This window comes from Acinetobacter sp. YH01007 (genome assembly GCF_013420425.1).
In the GTDB taxonomy this organism is placed as follows: Bacteria; Pseudomonadota; Gammaproteobacteria; order Pseudomonadales; family Moraxellaceae; genus Acinetobacter; species Acinetobacter towneri.
This window is the reverse complement of the sequence record NZ_VOYC01000007.1, coordinates 124762-143733: the sequence shown is the minus strand read 5'-3', so window position 1 is coordinate 143733 and position 18972 is coordinate 124762. Positions and strand designations below refer to the sequence as shown.

The window sequence follows — 18972 nt, the reverse complement described above, 5'->3', positions numbered from 1 at the left end:
TTCAGTTAAAATCATTTTGAAGCTTTAATCTAAACTTCCAAATCTGGCTCATCAATTTTCTGACTTAAATTTCGCTCAAATAAACTTCGAGTAATTTAAACCAATCAATCAATGAAATATGTTCGATCAATCAATCAGTAAAAATCCACACAAGTTGTTCTTCATAATCTCTTAATGATCTTCTCGATGCTTCGTCAGCATCAAGCTAGGTCGGCTATATTACGCTTTATTTCTAAAGTGTCAACTGGTAATTTAAATTATTTTAAACTTCCTTTCTAAAACCCAACCCAATCGATTTCAATCAAGTCATTGTTTTATCAGAATTTTTAATCTTCATCACCGCCGATGGATGTGCATTATAGGTGAAATATTTCGCCATGCAACACTTTTTTCAAAGGAAATATATCGAGTGTTTATTTTTTGTTCATTCTTACCTTTTCTACACACATTTTGAGCAAATTTGCTTTAATACATCGTTTCAATTAACTGTTACTATACACCCATCGGCGATATAACAGCTTTTGCTTACTCAGATTTAAGCGCTAGGATTCTTTATGTATCAACAAAAATATCTTTGGGTGTGCCTTGTTTCTTTAGGATTCATCACCTCAACACATGCGACAATGCCTTCTACTGAAGAAGTTGCTCAAGAAGAAACTACTGAAGTTATTGCGGCAGATTCATCTTCTGAAACTAAAAGTAGTCGTTTGAATGCGCTTAAAGAATTAAAAAATGTAAAAGCCAAAGATTTAAAAGTGAATGCAAATGCTGCACAACCCGATGAAGTCAAAGACCCACTGCAACCTTTGAACCGTCAGATTTATGCATTCAACGATATGTTAGATCGTAATATCGCGCGTCCACTTGCGGTTCAATATACAAAGAAAGTCCCTGGTGAAGTGCGCGGGTCATATCGTCAATTCCGAAAAAACTTGGGCGAACCTTGGAATGCGGTTAACCAATTGATTCAAGGCCGCCCTTTACGTGCCGCAAAAACTTTAGGTCGTTTTAGTTTAAATACGATTACTACTTTAGGCATGGCTGACCCTGCACGTCGTTTAGGTTTAGACACGGAAGAAGAAAAATTTGGTACAACCTTGGGCTACTACGGTGTCCCTTCAGGGCCTTATGTCATGCTACCAATTTACGGCCCAAGTACTTTCCGTGATGGTTTCGGCACACTTGTAGATGGTCAGGCACGTCCACAAAAATACATTTTAGATGGCAATGACCGTTTATATTGGTCGGAGCAAGTTATGCGCGGCCTAGATACGCGCTCGCAACTCCTAGATGTAGAACAAGTATTACAGGGCGATAAATATGCCGCGATTCGGGATATTTACTTGCAACGTAAAAACTTTGAAATTGCGGAAAAGAAAGGACTCGATGCAGATAGTATTTCTTTTGTAGATGATGAAAGCGAAGAACTTTTTGATGATCAAGAAGAAATAAACCCGCCTGAAGAAAGCAAAGAATAATTTGTAAAACATTTTACTCAAGGTGAGTTTTTACTTTCCTTGAGTATTCAGGCATTGTTATAGTAACGCTTTGTTTAGGTTCAGGGTCAACACAAAACTCTATGTATTTCATTCAACCCACACGTGATATTCCATATCTAGAACAGGTGCTCGACACACTTCCTAGTGTGCAAATGATTCACATAGATGACATCAGCTTGTATGACCCAACCATTATTGCAATTGCCGATGTGCAAGATTATTTAACCCATCAATGGGATTTACCTACGATTGTATTGGCCTTTGAAGATGAAGGCACGGCATTGGTACAAGCATGGGAACAAGGTGCTTTAGCAGGTTGGTTGTGGAGCCGTTTACCTGAAAATCCACCACAAGCCTTACGCAAAATAGACGCACAATATAAACGCAATCAAGACAGCCGTGACTTACCTTCTGCGGCGGAATTACAAAAAAAATTACTGCCCAATCCTATCGAACTGTGCAACTACCGTGTAGATACGTTATTTAAACCTTCGGCTTATTTGTCGGGCGATTGGTTTGATTACTGGAAAATCAGTGATAAAGAAATCATGTTCTATTTAGCCGATGTCTCTGGGCATGGTGTAACTAGTAGTTTACTAACGTCTTGGATGGCTGCATTTCATGGTCGCTCCAAAACACCACGCGAACTGATTAAGAAGCTGAATGGCATGTTGGTTCAAGAAAATATTGAAAAGCATATCACCATGATTAGTGGGATTTTAAATATTGAAACCCACGAACTGCGTTGGTCGAGTGCGGGGCATTATCCACCTGCCATTATTATCGAACCCAATCAAGCACCTAAAATTTTAAATACCAGTAGTTTTCCTTTGGGACTGACTGAAGATTTAGAAGTTGAGGAATTTGAGTGCGTATTAAATAAACAGGCGCGGTTTATTATCTGCTCCGATGGTGCGTTAGAACCTTATAGTGGTGGTTTGAATGAACAGTTTGAACAATTGGTCTTTCACTTGCAAAATCAATCATTCCAAGCCCCCGATCATGTAGCAGATGATATTGCGATCTTGAGTTTGTGTCGAACAAAATAACCAATAAATCAGCCAGTTAACTTCTCAACCCAAGATATACGACTGTAAGCCACTTGAGTCTATATAGTCGCTATGGGATAATTATCTAATCCTTCTCTGCAAATGGCATTTATATGTCAACAGGTCATGTTGAATATGCAAGTTTGAATGGAACGCATATCTTTAAGCTTTTTGGCGAAGTGCGTGCCCAATCTTGTATTAGTCTAGACAAACTACTCAGTAAAATTGAACAGCAATCTAATGTGGTGGGTGCAATTGTAGATTTAACCCAAACTACATTTATTGACAGTACAGTTTTAGGTGTATTGGCTAAGCTAGGCTTAAAACTGAAACAAATCCATAACATTCAAGCAGTTATGCTATCTACTAATCCAGACATTACTACGCTCGCCAATAGCATGGGCTTAGGACAGGTGTTTGTGATTTTAAATTACTGTGGTGACCCAACTGTCTGCACGCGTGAGCTGGTAGAAGAACACGTCACGCATAGCAATATGCTCACTACGGTATTAGATGCCCATAAAACCCTCATGAAGCTGAATGAAAACAACCAAAATATGTTCGAACCTTTGGTGAAACAGCTACAAAAAGAACAAGATAATCTCGATCAATGTGCTGAGCAAAATCAGCAGAACGCTTGATCTTCACTCAGGAATGCTTTGATGACTTTACTTTCTGTTGCTCAAATGAACTCACAAAATGATATTGAGGAAAACTTCAAAATCATTGAAACATTGATTCAACAGAGTAAAGCGGATGGTGCTGAACTGATCGTTTTCCCCGAAAACCTTGTCTGCTTTGCAGCAGGCAAACAACGCGAAACCGCGGCACAGTTTGAAAGTATTCAACAGCGGTTGGAACAGCTTGCACATCAATATCAAATTTGGATTGTGGCGGGTACATTGCCCTGCCCATATCGCCCTGATGGTTCAACAATTGCAGATGGTCGTGTGCGTACGGTCAGTTTATGTATTAGCCCAGAAAAAACTGAAGCACGTTATGACAAAATTCATTTGTTTGATGTGCAAGTTGGTGACTCTGTTGGTGGTTATCAGGAATCTAAGTTTTTTGAACCCGGCTCTGAAGTCGTTGTAGCGAAAACACCGTTTGGCAACATTGGCTTAATGGTGTGTTATGACTTGCGCTTTCCTGAATTGGCCTTAACTTTACGTGCGCAAGGCGCCAATATTTTAACTGCGCCATCGGCTTTTACTTACACCACAGGTCAAATGCATTGGCAATTGCTCTTGCAGGCGCGTGGCATGGACAGTCAATGTCAGGTTTTAGGTGCAGCCCAACAAGGTTGGCATGGTGAAAAACGTCAGACTTGGGGACATTCAGGCGCTGCCAATTCACGCGGACAGTTATTGTCAATGGTGCAAGACGAAGGTACGCAACTGATTACAGTGCCCTTTGATTTAGATGAACAAAGCAAAATTCGAGAGTCGATGCCGTTAATGCAGCATCGTCGTTTATTGCAATTTTAAAATTGAATTTCAATAAAAAGGGTTGATCAACAATATAGTGATCAACTCTTTGTATTTCTTATCTTAACCTTACTTTTTAGCTATTCAGCCGCTTCATTGGTCACGCGCAGCACTTCTTCCAAAGTGGTTTTACCTGCCAATACCTTACGCAATCCATCTTCACGAATCGAACCTGATTGCTGTCGTGCATAATCTTCCAGTTCATATTCCGCGGCATTGCCATGAATCAAACGGCGCATTGCTTCATCCACAGGGACAATTTCATAAATTGCAGTCCGCCCAGTAAAACCTGTATGTGAGCAATGTTCACAGCCTTTCGGTTGCGGAAGTTTTAAATCGCTTGCATCGGTCACACTTTTAAAGAGTTCTTGTTCAAAGTCATCTGCAGCATGCCATGTGGCGCAGTGCGAACATAAGGTGCGCACTAAACGCTGTGCGATCACCCCAATTAATGAACTTGACAGCAAGAACGGCTCGATGCCCATATCTTTTAAACGGGTGACTGCACCAATGGCCGTATTGGTATGTAGGGTAGACAGTACCAAGTGACCAGTTAAGGAAGCCTGCACTGCAATTTCGGCGGTTTCTAAGTCACGAATCTCCCCCACCATCACCACATCTGGGTCTTGGCGCAGCATGGCTTTTAAAGCACGAGCGAAGGTCATATCCACTTTGGTATTGACCTGTGTTTGCCCAATCCCTTCAAGTTGATATTCAATCGGGTCTTCTGCAGTCAAAATATTTTTAGAACCGTCATTCAGGTCTGACAAAGCTGCATATAAGGTCGTAGTTTTACCCGAACCTGTCGGCCCTGTAACCAAAATAATCCCGTGTGGTCGATGTACCAGTTGCTTTAAGCGCTCATAATCATTTTGCATCAGCCCCAAGTGCGTCATGTTTAAACGACCTGCTTGCTTATCCAGCAAACGCATTACCACCCGCTCACCATGCGAAGATGGCAGCGTTGACACACGTACATCGACCTCACGACCTGCTAGTCTGAGCGAAATACGACCATCTTGAGGGATACGTTTTTCGGCAATATCCAGTTTTGCCATGACTTTAATACGTGACACCAATAAAGGCGCAAGTTCACGGCGCGGTTGCACGATTTCACGCAACTGACCATCGACCCGCAAACGGACTGACAGTTTTTTCTCAAAAGATTCGATATGAATATCCGATGCGCCAACCCGAATCGCTTCAGACAGTAAAGCATTGATTAAACGTACAATCGGTGCATCATCTTCCTGATCCATCAGGTCTTCTGCTTCAGGAACTGAATCTGCCAAACTAAGCAAGTCAGGGTGATCTTCCAATCCCGCAGCGACTTGCTGCGACTCGCCTGTATCACCTGCAAAACTGCTGCTTAATAATTGGTGAAATTCCTGATCGCTACAAAGTTGATGCTGTGCAGGATGCCCCAAAAAACGACGCGCCTCCTGAATGGCAAGCATCGGCGTATTTTCACGACGTACAATAAAGGCATGATCGCCCTCATAACGAATTAACACCCCATGGCGTTTGGCAAAGCTATACGGTATTTGTAATTGTTTCAGTACTTGCATCAGCGATTATAATAATGATGAAAAAATTTAATTTGAGTGTACTCTAAGCGTATGACAGCGTGAAGTCTGTTTTCGCTGATTTATCAAGAAAGGGATAGGCCATTGTCACAAAATCATGAGATTTCAGAAACTGATTCGGCTAAATTAAAATGGTGGGGTGACTATGAGTTTGAGCTCAATCGTCCTAAAACGTGGCAATTTGGCTCACTCTTAGTACGTTTGACCCGTGGTATGCAAGAATGGCGTTTGGAATATTATCGCCCGCAGGTTCAATACGATTATGAACAGCAATGGCATAACATTGATGATCCTGAATTTGCCTTTCCACAACCTGTGAAAATTGAACGCTATATGTTCAAATCTACACAAAGTAAATTACAGCTCATGCCTCGTTTGGCAGACCGTTCAGTGGTGATTAAACCTGTCGATCCAATTTATATTCCTGCGGGGCAACGCGGCACCTTGTATATCAGCACACCGTTGTGGATGTCTGCCTTTGTCGATGGTCAACGTGAACCCATTTTTGATTTGCCGATTATTCGCCCGAAAGATACTTGGTTTGGCCCCAATCATCGTACAGGTGAAATTTGCTATGCCACAGCAGTCGATGGCCGTACCGAATTACATCAATTAAAACCACGTGCATTTCGTGCCGTCACGCCGATTGAATTTCACAACACCAGCAATCAACAATTGCGTTTTGACCGAATGAATGTGCCTGTGCCTGCGCTGCCTTTATTTTTCAGCGAAAGTACAGGTCGTTTATGGACTTCACAAATTAAAGTGATGCATGAAGGTTTAGACCGCCCGCCACGAATTCGGATTGAAAATCGCACCCCGCCACATGCAGGTGAAGTGACCTATTTGCAACCACCGCGTGAAACGGCAGGTGCTTTATTTAATATGTTTGATTCATTTTTCTAAGAGGATGTTATGGCAGATTCCAATATTTCCAAAGAAATCACCAACAGCCTCAAAGGAATTTTTACCAGTATCAATACAGATCGTCTGACCGAAATTTTGGTCGCAATTGTATTGTCTTTGATTGGTTTCTTAATTGCACGTTTTGTTTCCAATACTTTTGTACGCACTATTGGTGCACGTTTTAATGCGCATCAACGCTTAGTTTGGCGACGCGGGATTTTTTACTTTATTTTCCTGCTGTTTGTGATGGCGAGCCTGAAAGAAGCAGGCTTTAAACTCAGCGTGTTTTTAGGTGCAGCGGGTATTTTAACCGTGGCTTTGGGTTTTGCCTCACAAACCTCGGCATCCAATTTAATTAGTGGTATGTTCCTGATTGGCGAAGGTTCTTTTGAAGTGGGCGATACCATTCAAATCACCCTGATTCGCGGACACACCATTGAAGGTGAAGTGATCTCAATTGACTTACTTTCAGTTAAATTGCTGACCCAAGACAATATTTATGTGCGTTTACCCAATGAACAATTGATTCGTGCACCCGTGCATAACTTGTCCAAGTTTCCAATCCGACGTGTGCCCATTACCCTCGCGATTAATTTTCACGAAGATATTATTAAAGTGCGTGAAGTGTTGCTCAGTGTCGCCAATCAATATCCGCTCGTGCTGTCTGACCCTAAACCCGCGGTGACAGTTACAGCTTTCCGTGAATCTTCAATTGAATTGTTGTTTGCGGTGTGGTGTCAGCAAGAAAACTTTTTAAAGGTACGTGATGAAATGCAGGAACGTATCCGTAATGGTTTCCTAGACAACCAAATCGAAATTCCTGTACCCAAAATGGGTTTTGTTGATCATCCTTTATCGCGCCCTTTAAATAATGAAGAACTTGATCAATATGCCAATGCCCAAGCACTGAAACGAGAACCTGACTTAAAGTAATCGTTTCAGTCTTCGACACTTTGCCTCTAACTAAACTTGAGGATCTGCTCAAGCTTTGGAAGACGGCGAAGTGTTGTTTTTTGCGAGATCTGGTTCAGGAATTGGGGCGATATATGCAATCAGTAGCATACCTAAACCTGCAGCAAAGAATGACAGCACGCGCATTAAAGTTCCAATATTAGATAAATCTAAAAGCACCAATTTTAAGATCACAATCACCAAAATACTGCTGCCTAAAATCCACAAGGCACGTAATTGTTTCAGACTGGCAATCCACATGGCGATACAAGCCAAACTCACCCAAAGCAAGGTCAAACTGAGCTGCACAGTGGCATCTTGCCAAACAGCAATTTGGTTGATTGGCGTTCCCAAATACAGATGTAAGGCACGTAATAGCACATAACTACTTAGCCACAGTAAACTCAAGACCATAATTACCGCTGCCAAGCCTTGGTCTAAATGGGTTTTGCGTTGCAGATTCAACATCCACAAAATAGCCACCAACATGGCTATACTGACCAAATCAAATGGATTCAAAATAGGCAGTACATAGCCGTAAAATGCGTGTTCAGTCAACAGTTGTGAACATAGCATCCACATCAACATGAAGATTAAATTGCTACGCGCATACCAAAATTTGCGCCAATCTGAATCCGGTTGTTGCCACCAACACCACGCCGCAAAGAGCAATGGTAAAATCACCACGCTGCTATACGGATGCTGTGGTAACAGCGTTAAACTCGCCATCGCCAAAATGGGTAACAGTCCTAAACTCAGCCATTCTTTGTCGCTGCGGACAGTCCATAAAGGACGCAACCACAACACACTGAGCACGCCTGCAAACAAGGCAAATAGCAGACGTTCAGTACCCGAAACCCAATGCACCGCTCCATCATAGCTACGGCTGAATAATAAACCTGCTGCAGTGAGCGAAACTGGCGTTAGACCTAACCATTTGGGCAATAGCCATGACCATGTCGCTTGACGAGAAAGTAGTACTTCGTTGATAAGTAAATAAATGACCACCACCGCCAAAAGCGTCTGTACGGTTGCAAGTTCTCCATCAAAGTAATCTAAACCTAACCATAGCCATAAACTGGTTGCAGACAACATCATTAAACACAGTACGCTCGTGGTTGCTGTGCTCAGTTGTTGTCTGAAAGCTGCACGGCTGTTGGAAAACACCACAACCGTGGCATAACTTAGGCTCAGTACCCAATAAATACTGCGCTCGAAATAAGGCAACTCTACTAAATAATACAGCCCAGATAAGCCCGCTACGGCAAACAAACCTAGTGCCAAATAACGGCTAATTTTAGAATATTGAATAAAGGCAAAAATAAACACAGCCACGCCTTGTAATGCCCAACCAATGACACTCCATTGTTCAGGCAGTAAAATAGGTGGAATCAACACACTAAAAATCAGCATCAAACTGAAATAACTTTGTGCAATAAATTGTGTCTGCCGATGCTGTTTGGTCAGCCAATACAAACCTGCAAAAACCACCGCAAATAACAAACTAAAGGCTGCCTGCTCTGCTGTTTCTTCAAAATACATCAGATATAAACAGGCATAACCGACAATGGGTGCGCCAAAAATCAAGGCAAGGTCTAAAATAGGTTTCAGCTGAAACGTGGCGACATCTTCCTGTGCCAAAAGCTGACTAAAGCGAAAACCCAACCAAATAAAAATAGCCGCATGCGCCAAAACTAAAAGCGTTAGCACCTGCCGTTCAAAGATATAACCATGATAAAAGGCATAGCTGCCACCCACCACAACCGTCATTAAAAACGCAATTTGATTTAAATATTTCCACGGACGTAAACTACTTAAAATGGCAACCGAAATATTAATCAGCAAATAATAGGCAATAAATTCAATGGCTGTTGCATTACGAACAGGTAAAGTAAACGGTGCGAAATACGCAATCAGCATTGCCATGAGGGCAAGTTCGACTGATTGTTGTTTTAAACTCAGCCAGAGCGTGAGCAACATCACCACAATAAAACACAGACTGGCGATAGCTAAATTTGGAATGACCAAATTGTAATAGGCAAAAAATAAGGTCAGACACAGCCCAGCCAACCCCAAACCTTGCACACCCAAAGCAAAGCTGCGATTTTTGTTGCGTAACAGATAACCGAATACTGTCACTGCTGCACTCACGCCAGCAACGAACAAAAGTTTCACTGCCAAACTAAATTGCCAATGTTCAGTAGCAAAACGTAGCAGTAATACCACGCCTATGAGTAACACTACAATTGCTGCTTTTAATACAGGATTACCATGTATCAGCCATGATTGAGCTTGTTGCAATAAACTGTTACTTGATGAGCGCGACTGAGTTGCAAAAGGTGCAACAGACCTTGAGGATTTGGCTAAATCTGGAGCTGAATATTCTTGATGTAGATACTCTTGGTCTTGATATGGATAAGAAACTTGAGCTGCTTGTTCCCGAACAGAATTCGGCTCGCTCGATAATGTGGAATCAGATTGAATAGCGATGGTTTCAGGTTGAGAAGCGGTTGATATAACACCATCATCCACATTTGCCTTAACTGATGAAAGACTTGCATCAACTTCAGATGTATTGGCTAAAATATGCTCTGCGAATTGCGTTTGAACCTTTTTCTCTTGAGCATTGGTCTTTTGAGGATAGCTCTTTTGAGCATGCGCCTGAAGCTTAGCGGCACTTTGTAATTGCTGTAATTGATACAGTCCTTGCTCCAAACGCTGCAACCATCGCAACAACATAAAAATCCATGCACTTAAAGCAATAGATGTCAGTAAATACCAATCCAGCAATATTCCTAAAAAAGCAATAAAAGCGGCGATATATAAAGGAGTTTTAGAGCTTTGGCGTTGTACTTGTGACTGTGCATCCACAACCTGTTCCAGTGAGTTCTGCACTCGTCCCACAAAAAACATCACGCTGACCACCGCAGCAACTGCACAGATATAACTCAGCATCGGCACACCGAGCCACCATGCGCCAATTGAAATTATGATTAATAGCATGAACCAAATGATTCGAATTTCATTCTGCCCTGTCTGCATTGCTCTTCATTTTATTGATATTGTCATGGCTCCGATCATACAACAGACAGCACGATTCTGAATCAGGATTCATCAGCAATTCGGTAACTGTGCGTCTGCAACACTTGCCTTAAAAATCAGTTTCTGCGACAACTGCAAAAATCACGTACAATAAACTGCTTATTTGCAGAAGGAATCAATCCATGCCACCATTTGTCTTGGTCGATGGCTCATATTTTCTATTTCGTGCCTTTCACGCACTACCACCATTAACCACGTCAACTGGTTTACATACCAATGCTATTCGTGGCGCGATCTCTGCGATTCAAAAGTTGATGCGTCGTACTCAGCCTACTCACATGGCGGTAATTTTTGATACGCCTGAGCCGACTTTCCGTCACGAACTATCGCCAATTTATAAAGGTGACCGCCCAAGTATGCCTGAGGAACTTTCTCAGCAAATTCCATACTTACATGCTTTAATTCGTGCTTTGGGTATTCCACTTTACATGCTACCAGGCGCAGAAGCCGATGATATTATTGGAACTTTAGCCAAACGTGCCGAAGCCGAAGGACAGCAAGTACTGATTTCTACGGGCGATAAAGACATGGCGCAGTTGGTGACTGAAAAAGTTACCCTTGAAGACAGCTTCAAAGAAAAGCCAATGGATATTCAGGCTGTGTTCGATAAGTTTGGGGTCTGGCCACATCAAATTATTGATTACCTCACCCTCATGGGCGATGCTTCCGATGGTATTATGGGCGTGCCTGGTATTGGTGCCAAAACTGCTGCAAAACTGCTAACCGAATATGGCTCGATTGGTGCGATTTTAGAAAATGTCGATCATATTAAAGGCAAAGTCGGACAAAATATTAAAGACAATGCCGATGGCATCGCGCTAGATCATCAACTCGCCAGCATTGTTTGTGACCTTGATCTGAACTTTGGTTATGCCGATCTAAAACTACAAGACCCTAATGTTGAAGCCTTACGCAATTTATATACCGAGCTAGAATTCCGTAATCAATTACAATCGCTCGATCATCCAAATAATCCAAATAACAGCAATTATAAACAAGCTGCAAAAACAGTCGCCGCACCGACAGCCAATGAAATTGAAACTGAAGATCAAGCCACGCAAAGCAGTGTTGATGATCAACTCGGTGCAGCAACATACCACACCATTTTAGATCAGGCGCATTGGGATGCTTTGCTGCAACGCTTGCAAACTGCACAGCGTTTTGCCTTTGATACAGAAACCACCAGTCTGGATTATCGCGTTGCAGAAATTGTTGGTTTTTCTATCGCGTTCGATGCCAAAGATGCCTATTACGTACCTTTGGCGCATGATTATGAGGGCGCACCACAGCAGCTCAACCGTGATCAGGTTTTGGCACAAATCAAACCTATTTTAGAAAATAATGCGGTGGATAAAATTGGGCATCATTTAAAATATGATGCGCATGTGCTTGAAAATCACGGTATTCATTTACAAGGTTGGTATTTCGATACCATGTTGGCATCTTATGTGCTTAACTCTGTCGCAACCCGTCACGGCATGGATGATGTGGCACGCTTATATTTAAGCCACCTGACCACATCTTATGAGCAAATTGCAGGCAAAGGCGTCAAGCAAAAAACTTTCAATCAAATTGAAATTGAAACGGCTGCGCACTACGCTGCAGAAGATGCGCATGTTACGTATCGTTTATATGAAGTGCTGTCTGCGAAGCTACAAAAGCATCCTGAATTGGTCAATATTTTGCACAACATCGAAATGCCTGTGGCGCGTGTGCTGACCAGTATGGAAGAAAATGGCATTCAGCTTGATCTGAAATTTTTAGATCAATTGGGTGTCGATTTTTCCCAAACCATGCAAGATTTGGAAAACCAAATTGTAGAATTGGCAGGTGAAAACTTTAATGTCAGCTCACCGAAACAAGTGGGCGAAATCCTGTTTGATAAACTCGGACTCAAAGGCGGCAAGAAAACCGCAACAGGTCAATACAGTACCAGTGAAAGTGTTTTGGAAAAAATTGAGCATCCGATCAGTAGTTTAATTTTAGACTACCGTGGTTTATCTAAACTCAAAAGCACCTATACCGATGGCTTACTGAAACAAGCCAACAACGATACGCATCGAGTGCATACCAGTTATCACCAAGCTTTGACTGCAACAGGGCGTTTATCTTCTACTGATCCAAACTTACAAAACATTCCAATTCGTACCGAAATTGGTCGTCAAATTCGTAAAGCCTTTGTCGCACCTGAAGGTCGCGTGTTGTTGGCAGCCGACTACTCGCAAATCGAATTGCGTTTAATGGCACATTTTTCACAAGATGATGCCCTACTCGATGCCTTTAACCATGGACAAGACGTGCACCGCCGTACTGCGGCAGAAGTCTTGGGTATTGCCTTAGAAGACGTAACCTCAGATCAGCGTCGTCAGGCCAAAGCTGTAAACTTCGGTCTGCTCTACGGCATGTCGGAATTTGGCTTAATTCGTCAGCTTGGGTTTACCCGTGAAGAATCACAAAACTACATCAAGCAATACTTCCAGCGTTATCCGGGCATTTATGAATATATGCAACGTACCCGCCAAGTCGCGCTAGAACAAGGTTTTGTAGAAACTATTTTAGGTCGTCGCCTCTATACGCCAGATATTGCTGCACGTAATATGATGGTACGTAAAGCGGCAGAACGTGCGGCAATTAACGCGCCATTACAAGGCTCTGCAGCTGATATTATTAAAATGGCGATGATTGAAGTCGACAAAATGTTACCGCAAGCGCAAGCCAAAATGTTGCTGCAAGTACACGATGAATTGGTATTTGAAGTCGATGCAGATGCGGCAGATGAGCTCGCGCCGAAGTTGGCAGAAGTCATGCAATCTGTGGTGGAAATTTCTGTACCATTGGTGGTGGAAGTCGGAAAAGGCAATAACTGGGATGAAGCGCACTAAAGTCGTTGCGCTCTCTTTTTTCAGCACCTTCCTTCGCCTAGAAGGAGGTCAGGATGCAGGTTATTTGTATTTCTGAAGACTCATTAAGGTCGTCAGCCCAAACTTAAACTACAAAAAAAGGACTCGATTTGAGTCCTTTTTAATGTTTTAGGATAATGCGACTTATAAGCCAGTCAGCAATACAATCGCTACCTGATTCATAATAATTTCAGCGATATATAAAGCCAAAAATGCAATAATTGGCGACAAATCAATCATGCCCATGTTCGGCAATAAACGACGAAATGGTGCTAATAACGGCTCTGCCAACTCTTGAATCACCTCAATATACGGGCCACGAGATTGAGTAAACATCACCACCCAACTCAAAATAATGGTGGCAAAAATCAAATAACGACAGAAACGGATTAAATCCTGAATCATGGTCACAAAAGTCAGAATCAGTAAGTGAATTGGACTATTCGGCATCGCACCATTGAGATACATAACACCAAAAATTTTGAGTAGATACAACACCACCAACAAAGCCAAGGCTGCAGAGTTAACTCGACCTTTGCCAACCGTTGGAAAAATACGTCCAAATACATCTACAATTTTGGTGGCTTTAATGGTTGAAAGCACCACAGGGTTATAAGGACTCACCGCTGCCAATTGCATTAAGAAACGGAAGAATACGAGCAAAATCGCTACGTTAATGATAATGCCAAAAATTAGCGCAGAATTTGCACCCATACTTAAACTTTCCTAAAATTTAAATTCATTGTTTTTCAATAATTAAATACTATCACTCAACTCTTGCGCTAATTCTTGACTACGCGTTTTAGCAGCAGCCAATGCCGCCTGAATATTTTGTGAAATTTGCGCATGATCAAACACTTCAATTGCCGCTTGGGTCGTGCCATTTGGTGAAGTTACATTTTTGCGTAATTCTGCAGGTGTATTCGAGCTGGTAATTGCCATTTGTGCTGCACCCAAAGCAGTTTGTAACGTCAGTGCTGTCGCCACTTTTTCATCTAAACCTAAGTTCTTGCCTGCACGAATCATACTTTCCATCAAATAGAAGAAATATGCTGGCCCTGAACCAGATACTGCAGTCACAGCATCAATTTGCGCCTCAGAGTTTACCCAAATAGTTAAACCTGTCGCTGCCAAAACCTGACTTGCCAATTCACGGTCAGTGCTATTGACCTGTTCGGTTGCATACAAACCATGTGCACCTGTTTGCACCAAAGCAGGCGTATTTGGCATTACCCGCACTACACGTTCTGTACGTAATAACTCAGAAATCGTGGCAATTTCTGCGCCCGCAACAATCGAAATCACCAGCTTATCTTCAAACTGACCGTGCAATGGACGCAATACTTGTGCCAAAACCTGTGGTTTGACTGCAAATACCACAATATCTGCATCTGCAATCGCGGCCAAATTATCCTCAGTGACATGCACATCTTTTTCTTTTAATAATTCACGCACTTGTTCTACAGGGTCTGAAACTGTAATACGGGTTGGCGGCAAACCTCTGGCAATCAAACCACCAATCAAGGCTTGCGCCATGTTGCCACCGCCAATGAAACTAATATTACAATTCAATACTGCACTCATGATTCACGCTCTTCGTTGAGTTCTTTGTCGTTAAGAGACTAAATTCGGTTGCCATCCATCTGCGACACAATAGTCCGACTGTGCAAGCCAAAAGCCTTTGGGGCTAAAAACGCCTAGCATAACATTATCTAGGCTTAATATTTGAATTGTATGACGCGTCCACGGAAAAATTTGTGCTTCCTGAATGGCTTTTTTCAGTGGCCATGTGCCCACCCGACCATACAAATGAATTTTTTCACCACCCAAACGTGGCCGTAAAGTTAACGGACGATTCAGCAAAGTTGCAGATAAACCGACTTTGGCTTGTTGCAGTTGATAACAGCCAGACCACACTTGAAAAGTCTGATCTGCCTGCAAACATAACACTTGTTCTTCTGCCTCAAAATGTTCTGCAGCTAAATACTCCGCTTTCGGCAAACGAAATAATTGTTGCTGATAACGCAGATAATAATAATCCTGACAATGTAATGCCGCTTGTGCATCGGCTTTGGCTTGAATCACCTCACGTTGCAAGCGTTCGACCATATCAAAACTTGGGCGATATTGTGCCTGTCCTTTCATCCATGCCGATAATAGCTGACGTTGCCGTGACAAAGACAATTGTTGTAGCTGAATTAAATTCAACTGCGAGTCTGTGCCACATGCAGCTAAATCCTGCGCCAAAACTTCTGCCAAAATGTTTTCAGTATCTTGCATCAAGTTTGCAGTACGCGTCACAGCTTGCTGCATTTTAGGAAAACGCTGTTGCACGACAGGCCACAATATTTCTCTTGCCCAAGCTCGGTCATAATGCACATCCTGATTGCTTGGGTCTTGCACATAATCGAGCTTTAATTCAGCACTCCATTGGCAAATCTGCTCACGCGAAATATCCAATAACGGACGCCAAATACTGATGTCATCACGCACATCGACAGCTTGCATGGCAGCAAGTCCTTGCACACCTGCGCCTGAAAACAAACGCAGCAATACGGTTTCTGCCTGATCTTGCTGATGATGCGCCAATACTAGAACTTCGTTGCTATCTAAGTGCTGCATATAGGCCTGATAACGCGCCTGACGTGCCTGATTTTCTAAATTACCCTCAGACACACTGACTTTTTGCAGCACACACGGCACATTTAAATTTTGGCAGGTGGCTTGCACCAATGTGCCCCACGCTGCGCTTGGACTTTGCAATTGGTGATCAATGTAAATCGCGCGTACTTTTTCAGGACACAAAAATGACAAAAGATGCAGTAGCAGCATGGAATCCATACCGCCACTACATCCGATTAAAAATTTTGTCTGTGCAGGAAAAGCCTGTAATTGACTTAAGACGCTAGACCTAAATTGTCGCTGCCAAACTTCATTAAACGCTGGTAACGTTCTTCGCATCGTTGTGTTGCATCCATCGCTTGCAATTCATCCAAAGCTTCTTTTAACACATTTTTCAGACTGTGCATGACTTGTTCAGGGTTTAAATGCGCACCCTCACCTTCATCAACCACATATTCTACAATACCAATCTTTTGCAGTTTTTCTGCAGTCAATGCCAATGCTTCACTGGCTTGTTCGGCTTTTTCTGCAGTTTTCCACAGAATAGACGCACAGCCTTCTGGTGAAATAACAGAGTAAATACTGTGTGACAACATCACCACACGGTCAGCCACACCAATACCCAACGCACCGCCTGAACCACCTTCGCCCAATACTGTAGCAATTACAGGTACTTTTAAGTTCGACAGTTGTGCCAAGCTGGTCGCAATCGCTTCTGCCTGACCACGTTCCTCTGCACCTACACCTGGGTATGCACCCATGGTATCAACAAAAGTGAAAACTGGCAGATTAAAACGCTCTGCCATATCCATAAGACGCTGTGCCTTACGGTAGCCTTCTGGATTACACATCCCGAAGTTGTGTTGTAATTTTTCGCGGGTACTGCGACCACGATGTTGACCTATCACCATGACAGGCTGACCATCAAAGCGTGCCAATCCACCGATCATTGCACCATCATCACCAAATAAACGATCGCCATGTAAGGCATCAAATTCAGTGAAAATTTCACCCACATAGTCTAGAAATTGCGGACGTTCAGGATGACGTGCAATTTGCACGGTTTTCCATGCTTTAGATTGAGCAGCTTTTTTCATAAGTCGACTGTTATCCCTAAATTAACCAAATCTTAATCGACAAATTGTTCCGACTGAATATTCAATTCAATGTCCCAATTCTTGAATTGCACTTGTTCATCGTGCAATTCAGCGACAAGCAATGGCCATTGTTTGGCATCACCCGACACGCTGAGCTGCCATTGTTGCGCATTGCGGATGCTTAATTCAATGGCAGGAAGCATCGCATCGCTACGACTTGCGTTGACCAAAACTGCAAGGCGAAGCAACAAACTTAAGTAAACAATTTTATTGCCACCCGCTTTCAGTGCTTCTGTTTTCGCGTCTTGGCGCAACTTTCGACGATGGTTGCCGACCAAATGCGAGAGATAGTTTTGGTCAATTTGTGAGAAACCGGGAATGTCCGAATGTTGCAATAAATATGCACCGTGACGATGATAACTGCTGTGACTGATGGCTAAACCAATTTCATGTAGGTACGCAGCACGACGCAATAAGTCACTATCTTCGTTATTTAATTTTAATGATTCTGCCACGCTGTCAAATAAATGTTGCGCAGTTTTCACCACACGTCCAGCCTGTTTCGGGTCTGAGTTATAACGCCCCATCAAGGCCTGTACACTGCGATCACGAATGTCTTCATGCTGGAAACGTCCCAACAAGTCATACATTACGCCTTCACGCAAAGCCCCATCGGAATACACCAGTTTATCGATATCTAATACATCAAATACCGCATATAAAATTGCCAAACCTGCTGGCAAAACTGCTCGACGGTCTTCTTTTAGACCATCAAATTCCATTTCTGATACGTGTTTAAACTTGAGCAAACGGTCTTTGAGTTTTTCTAAACCTTCACGAGTCAGATTTTCCTGCTCATTGCTCCAGCCCATATTTACCGTAATTTGACGACAGGCTTTAATGGTACCGCTCGAACCTGCAACGGTATCCCAACCTGCTTCTTTATAAGTATTGGCAATCGAATACAGTTCTTTACGCGCTGCAACCACTGCTTTTTCAAAACTGCTCTTGCTAATTTCACCATCGGCAAAATAGGCTTTGGTATAGGCCACACAGCCCATTTGTAAAGATTCGGTATGAATTGGCTCAAATTCTTCGCCAATAATCAACTCTGTCGAACCACCGCCAATGTCAATTACCAAACGACGACCACTATTTGCCATCGTGTGCGATACGCCTAAATAAATTAAACGGGCTTCTTCACGCCCTGCAATAATTTCAATAGGTTTAGGCAAAATTTCTGCGGCTTTTTGAATAAATTCATGTCCATTTTTGGCCTGACGCAATGCGTTGGTTGCCACAATACGCAAACGATTTGACTGCACCGCAGTTAAACGTCCTACAAAACGCGCCAAACATGCCAAACCACGTTGTTGAGCAGCTTCGGTCAAATTCTTATTTTCATCTAAACCTGCGGCCAACTGTACTTTTTCTGACATTGATGCCACTTTTTTTACTTCACCATGATCCACCCGTGCAATTGCCAAGTGGAAACTATTCGACCCCATATCGATGGCTGCGAGTAACTCTTCATCAATTAAAAAATCAGACATTCTTCAAACAAACCTAGACAGAATTGTGCCTAGAGTAATTCACATACACCTAATTTAAAAGCCATTTATCAGCACAATTTGACGACTATTTAAATTTTCCGCATATATGACAATTGTGTTACAGAATTCGCATTTTCGTTTAGCGTTATCGTCACGATCAATTGGACAAACTTGTATTTTGAATGGAAAATCCACAGATTCCCCTACTTTGTTCAAGATG

General features: G+C 42.6%; 14 protein-coding genes. 7 read left to right on the top strand and 7 right to left on the bottom strand.

From position 1 onward, the window contains the following. Nucleotides 1–554: 554 nt before the first annotated feature. The 4 genes from FTT74_RS05805 to FTT74_RS05790 all read left to right on the top strand — a co-directional run bounded on the left by FTT74_RS05805 (nucleotide 555) and on the right by FTT74_RS05790 (nucleotide 4035). Nucleotides 555–1478: a VacJ family lipoprotein gene (locus FTT74_RS05805; RefSeq protein WP_096902423.1), complete on the top strand. Its 924-nt coding sequence runs from the start codon at nucleotides 555–557 to the stop codon at nucleotides 1476–1478. A gap of 101 nt (nucleotides 1479–1579) precedes the next feature. Further along, nucleotides 1580–2548, top strand: coding sequence for an RsbU family protein phosphatase GigA (gigA, locus tag FTT74_RS05800; RefSeq protein WP_154320391.1), 969 nt, complete (start codon nucleotides 1580–1582; stop codon nucleotides 2546–2548). Nucleotides 2549–2661: 113 nt separating this feature from the next. Beyond that, on the top strand, nucleotides 2662–3189 hold the full coding sequence (gene gigB, locus FTT74_RS05795) for an anti-anti-sigma factor GigB (RefSeq protein WP_004975187.1): 528 nt from the start codon (nucleotides 2662–2664) through the stop codon (nucleotides 3187–3189). Between the two features lie 21 nt (nucleotides 3190–3210). Then, nucleotides 3211–4035 carry a carbon-nitrogen hydrolase family protein gene (locus tag FTT74_RS05790; protein ID WP_131260743.1) on the top strand — a complete coding sequence of 275 codons (825 nt, stop codon included), beginning with the start codon at nucleotides 3211–3213 and terminating at the stop codon, nucleotides 4033–4035. Nucleotides 4036–4115: 80 nt separating this feature from the next. Here FTT74_RS05790 and gspE read toward each other — a convergent pair whose 3' ends face one another. Next, the gene (gspE, locus tag FTT74_RS05785) at nucleotides 4116–5603 is read right to left on the bottom strand and encodes a type II secretion system ATPase GspE (RefSeq protein ID WP_004975184.1); all 1488 of its coding nucleotides are present in this window, start codon (nucleotides 5601–5603) and stop codon (nucleotides 4116–4118) included. 102 nt (nucleotides 5604–5705) lie between these two features. On the opposite strand from gspE, the gene FTT74_RS05780 reads away from it, so the two are divergent. After that, on the top strand, nucleotides 5706–6527 hold the full coding sequence (locus tag FTT74_RS05780; protein WP_004975182.1) for a hypothetical protein: 822 nt from the start codon (nucleotides 5706–5708) through the stop codon (nucleotides 6525–6527). Between the two features lie 9 nt (nucleotides 6528–6536). Next, nucleotides 6537–7460, top strand: a complete 924-nt coding sequence (locus FTT74_RS05775) for a mechanosensitive ion channel family protein (RefSeq protein ID WP_096902425.1) — start codon at nucleotides 6537–6539, stop codon at nucleotides 7458–7460. A 48-nt stretch (nucleotides 7461–7508) separates the two neighbouring features. Here FTT74_RS05775 and FTT74_RS05770 read toward each other — a convergent pair whose 3' ends face one another. Next, nucleotides 7509–10520, bottom strand: coding sequence for a DUF2339 domain-containing protein (locus FTT74_RS05770; protein ID WP_179988662.1), 3012 nt, complete (start codon nucleotides 10518–10520; stop codon nucleotides 7509–7511). A gap of 182 nt (nucleotides 10521–10702) precedes the next feature. Between FTT74_RS05770 and polA the strand changes: the two genes are divergently transcribed. Then, on the top strand, nucleotides 10703–13462 hold the full coding sequence (polA, locus tag FTT74_RS05765; protein ID WP_004975176.1) for a DNA polymerase I: 2760 nt from the start codon (nucleotides 10703–10705) through the stop codon (nucleotides 13460–13462). Nucleotides 13463–13624: 162 nt separating this feature from the next. Here the strand turns inward: polA and FTT74_RS05760 are convergent, their stop codons facing one another. Genes FTT74_RS05760 through ppx form a run of 5 tightly spaced genes read right to left on the bottom strand, consistent with a single transcriptional unit; the run spans nucleotide 13625 to nucleotide 18752 of the window. After that, nucleotides 13625–14194, bottom strand: a complete 570-nt coding sequence (locus tag FTT74_RS05760) for a YggT family protein (protein ID WP_004975174.1) — start codon at nucleotides 14192–14194, stop codon at nucleotides 13625–13627. A gap of 42 nt (nucleotides 14195–14236) precedes the next feature. Continuing rightward, on the bottom strand, nucleotides 14237–15064 hold the full coding sequence (proC, locus tag FTT74_RS05755; RefSeq protein WP_096902428.1) for a pyrroline-5-carboxylate reductase: 828 nt from the start codon (nucleotides 15062–15064) through the stop codon (nucleotides 14237–14239). 30 nt (nucleotides 15065–15094) lie between these two features. Beyond that, nucleotides 15095–16441, bottom strand: coding sequence for a tRNA lysidine(34) synthetase TilS (gene tilS, locus FTT74_RS05750; RefSeq protein ID WP_179988663.1), 1347 nt, complete (start codon nucleotides 16439–16441; stop codon nucleotides 15095–15097). Continuing rightward, nucleotides 16378–17199 carry an acetyl-CoA carboxylase carboxyltransferase subunit alpha gene (locus FTT74_RS05745; protein ID WP_004975170.1) on the bottom strand — a complete coding sequence of 274 codons (822 nt, stop codon included), beginning with the start codon at nucleotides 17197–17199 and terminating at the stop codon, nucleotides 16378–16380. The genes tilS and FTT74_RS05745 overlap by 64 nt, the downstream gene beginning before the upstream one ends. Nucleotides 17200–17231: 32 nt before the next feature. After that, nucleotides 17232–18752 (bottom strand): exopolyphosphatase, encoded by a 1521-nt coding sequence (ppx, locus tag FTT74_RS05740; protein WP_004975167.1) that lies wholly within the window; start codon nucleotides 18750–18752, stop codon nucleotides 17232–17234. Between the last annotated feature and the right edge of the window lie 220 nt (nucleotides 18753–18972).

What these genes read in the sequence shown, in the direction of transcription:
- tilS (WP_179988663.1), bottom strand. Translation starts at nt 16,441, where the DNA reads ATGCGAAGAACGTTACCAGCGTTTAATGAAGTTTGGCAGCGACAATTT.
- FTT74_RS05770 (WP_179988662.1), bottom strand. Translation starts at nt 10,520, where the DNA reads ATGCAGACAGGGCAGAATGAAATTCGAATCATTTGGTTCATGCTATTA.
- gspE (WP_004975184.1), bottom strand. Translation starts at nt 5,603, where the DNA reads ATGCAAGTACTGAAACAATTACAAATACCGTATAGCTTTGCCAAACGC.
- gigB (WP_004975187.1), top strand. Translation starts at nt 2,662, where the DNA reads ATGTCAACAGGTCATGTTGAATATGCAAGTTTGAATGGAACGCATATC.
- FTT74_RS05760 (WP_004975174.1), bottom strand. Translation starts at nt 14,194, where the DNA reads ATGGGTGCAAATTCTGCGCTAATTTTTGGCATTATCATTAACGTAGCG.
- gigA (WP_154320391.1), top strand. Translation starts at nt 1,580, where the DNA reads ATGTATTTCATTCAACCCACACGTGATATTCCATATCTAGAACAGGTG.
- FTT74_RS05790 (WP_131260743.1), top strand. Translation starts at nt 3,211, where the DNA reads ATGACTTTACTTTCTGTTGCTCAAATGAACTCACAAAATGATATTGAG.
- FTT74_RS05805 (WP_096902423.1), top strand. Translation starts at nt 555, where the DNA reads ATGTATCAACAAAAATATCTTTGGGTGTGCCTTGTTTCTTTAGGATTC.
- polA (WP_004975176.1), top strand. Translation starts at nt 10,703, where the DNA reads ATGCCACCATTTGTCTTGGTCGATGGCTCATATTTTCTATTTCGTGCC.
- ppx (WP_004975167.1), bottom strand. Translation starts at nt 18,752, where the DNA reads ATGTCTGATTTTTTAATTGATGAAGAGTTACTCGCAGCCATCGATATG.
- FTT74_RS05775 (WP_096902425.1), top strand. Translation starts at nt 6,537, where the DNA reads ATGGCAGATTCCAATATTTCCAAAGAAATCACCAACAGCCTCAAAGGA.
- FTT74_RS05745 (WP_004975170.1), bottom strand. Translation starts at nt 17,199, where the DNA reads ATGAAAAAAGCTGCTCAATCTAAAGCATGGAAAACCGTGCAAATTGCA.
- proC (WP_096902428.1), bottom strand. Translation starts at nt 15,064, where the DNA reads ATGAGTGCAGTATTGAATTGTAATATTAGTTTCATTGGCGGTGGCAAC.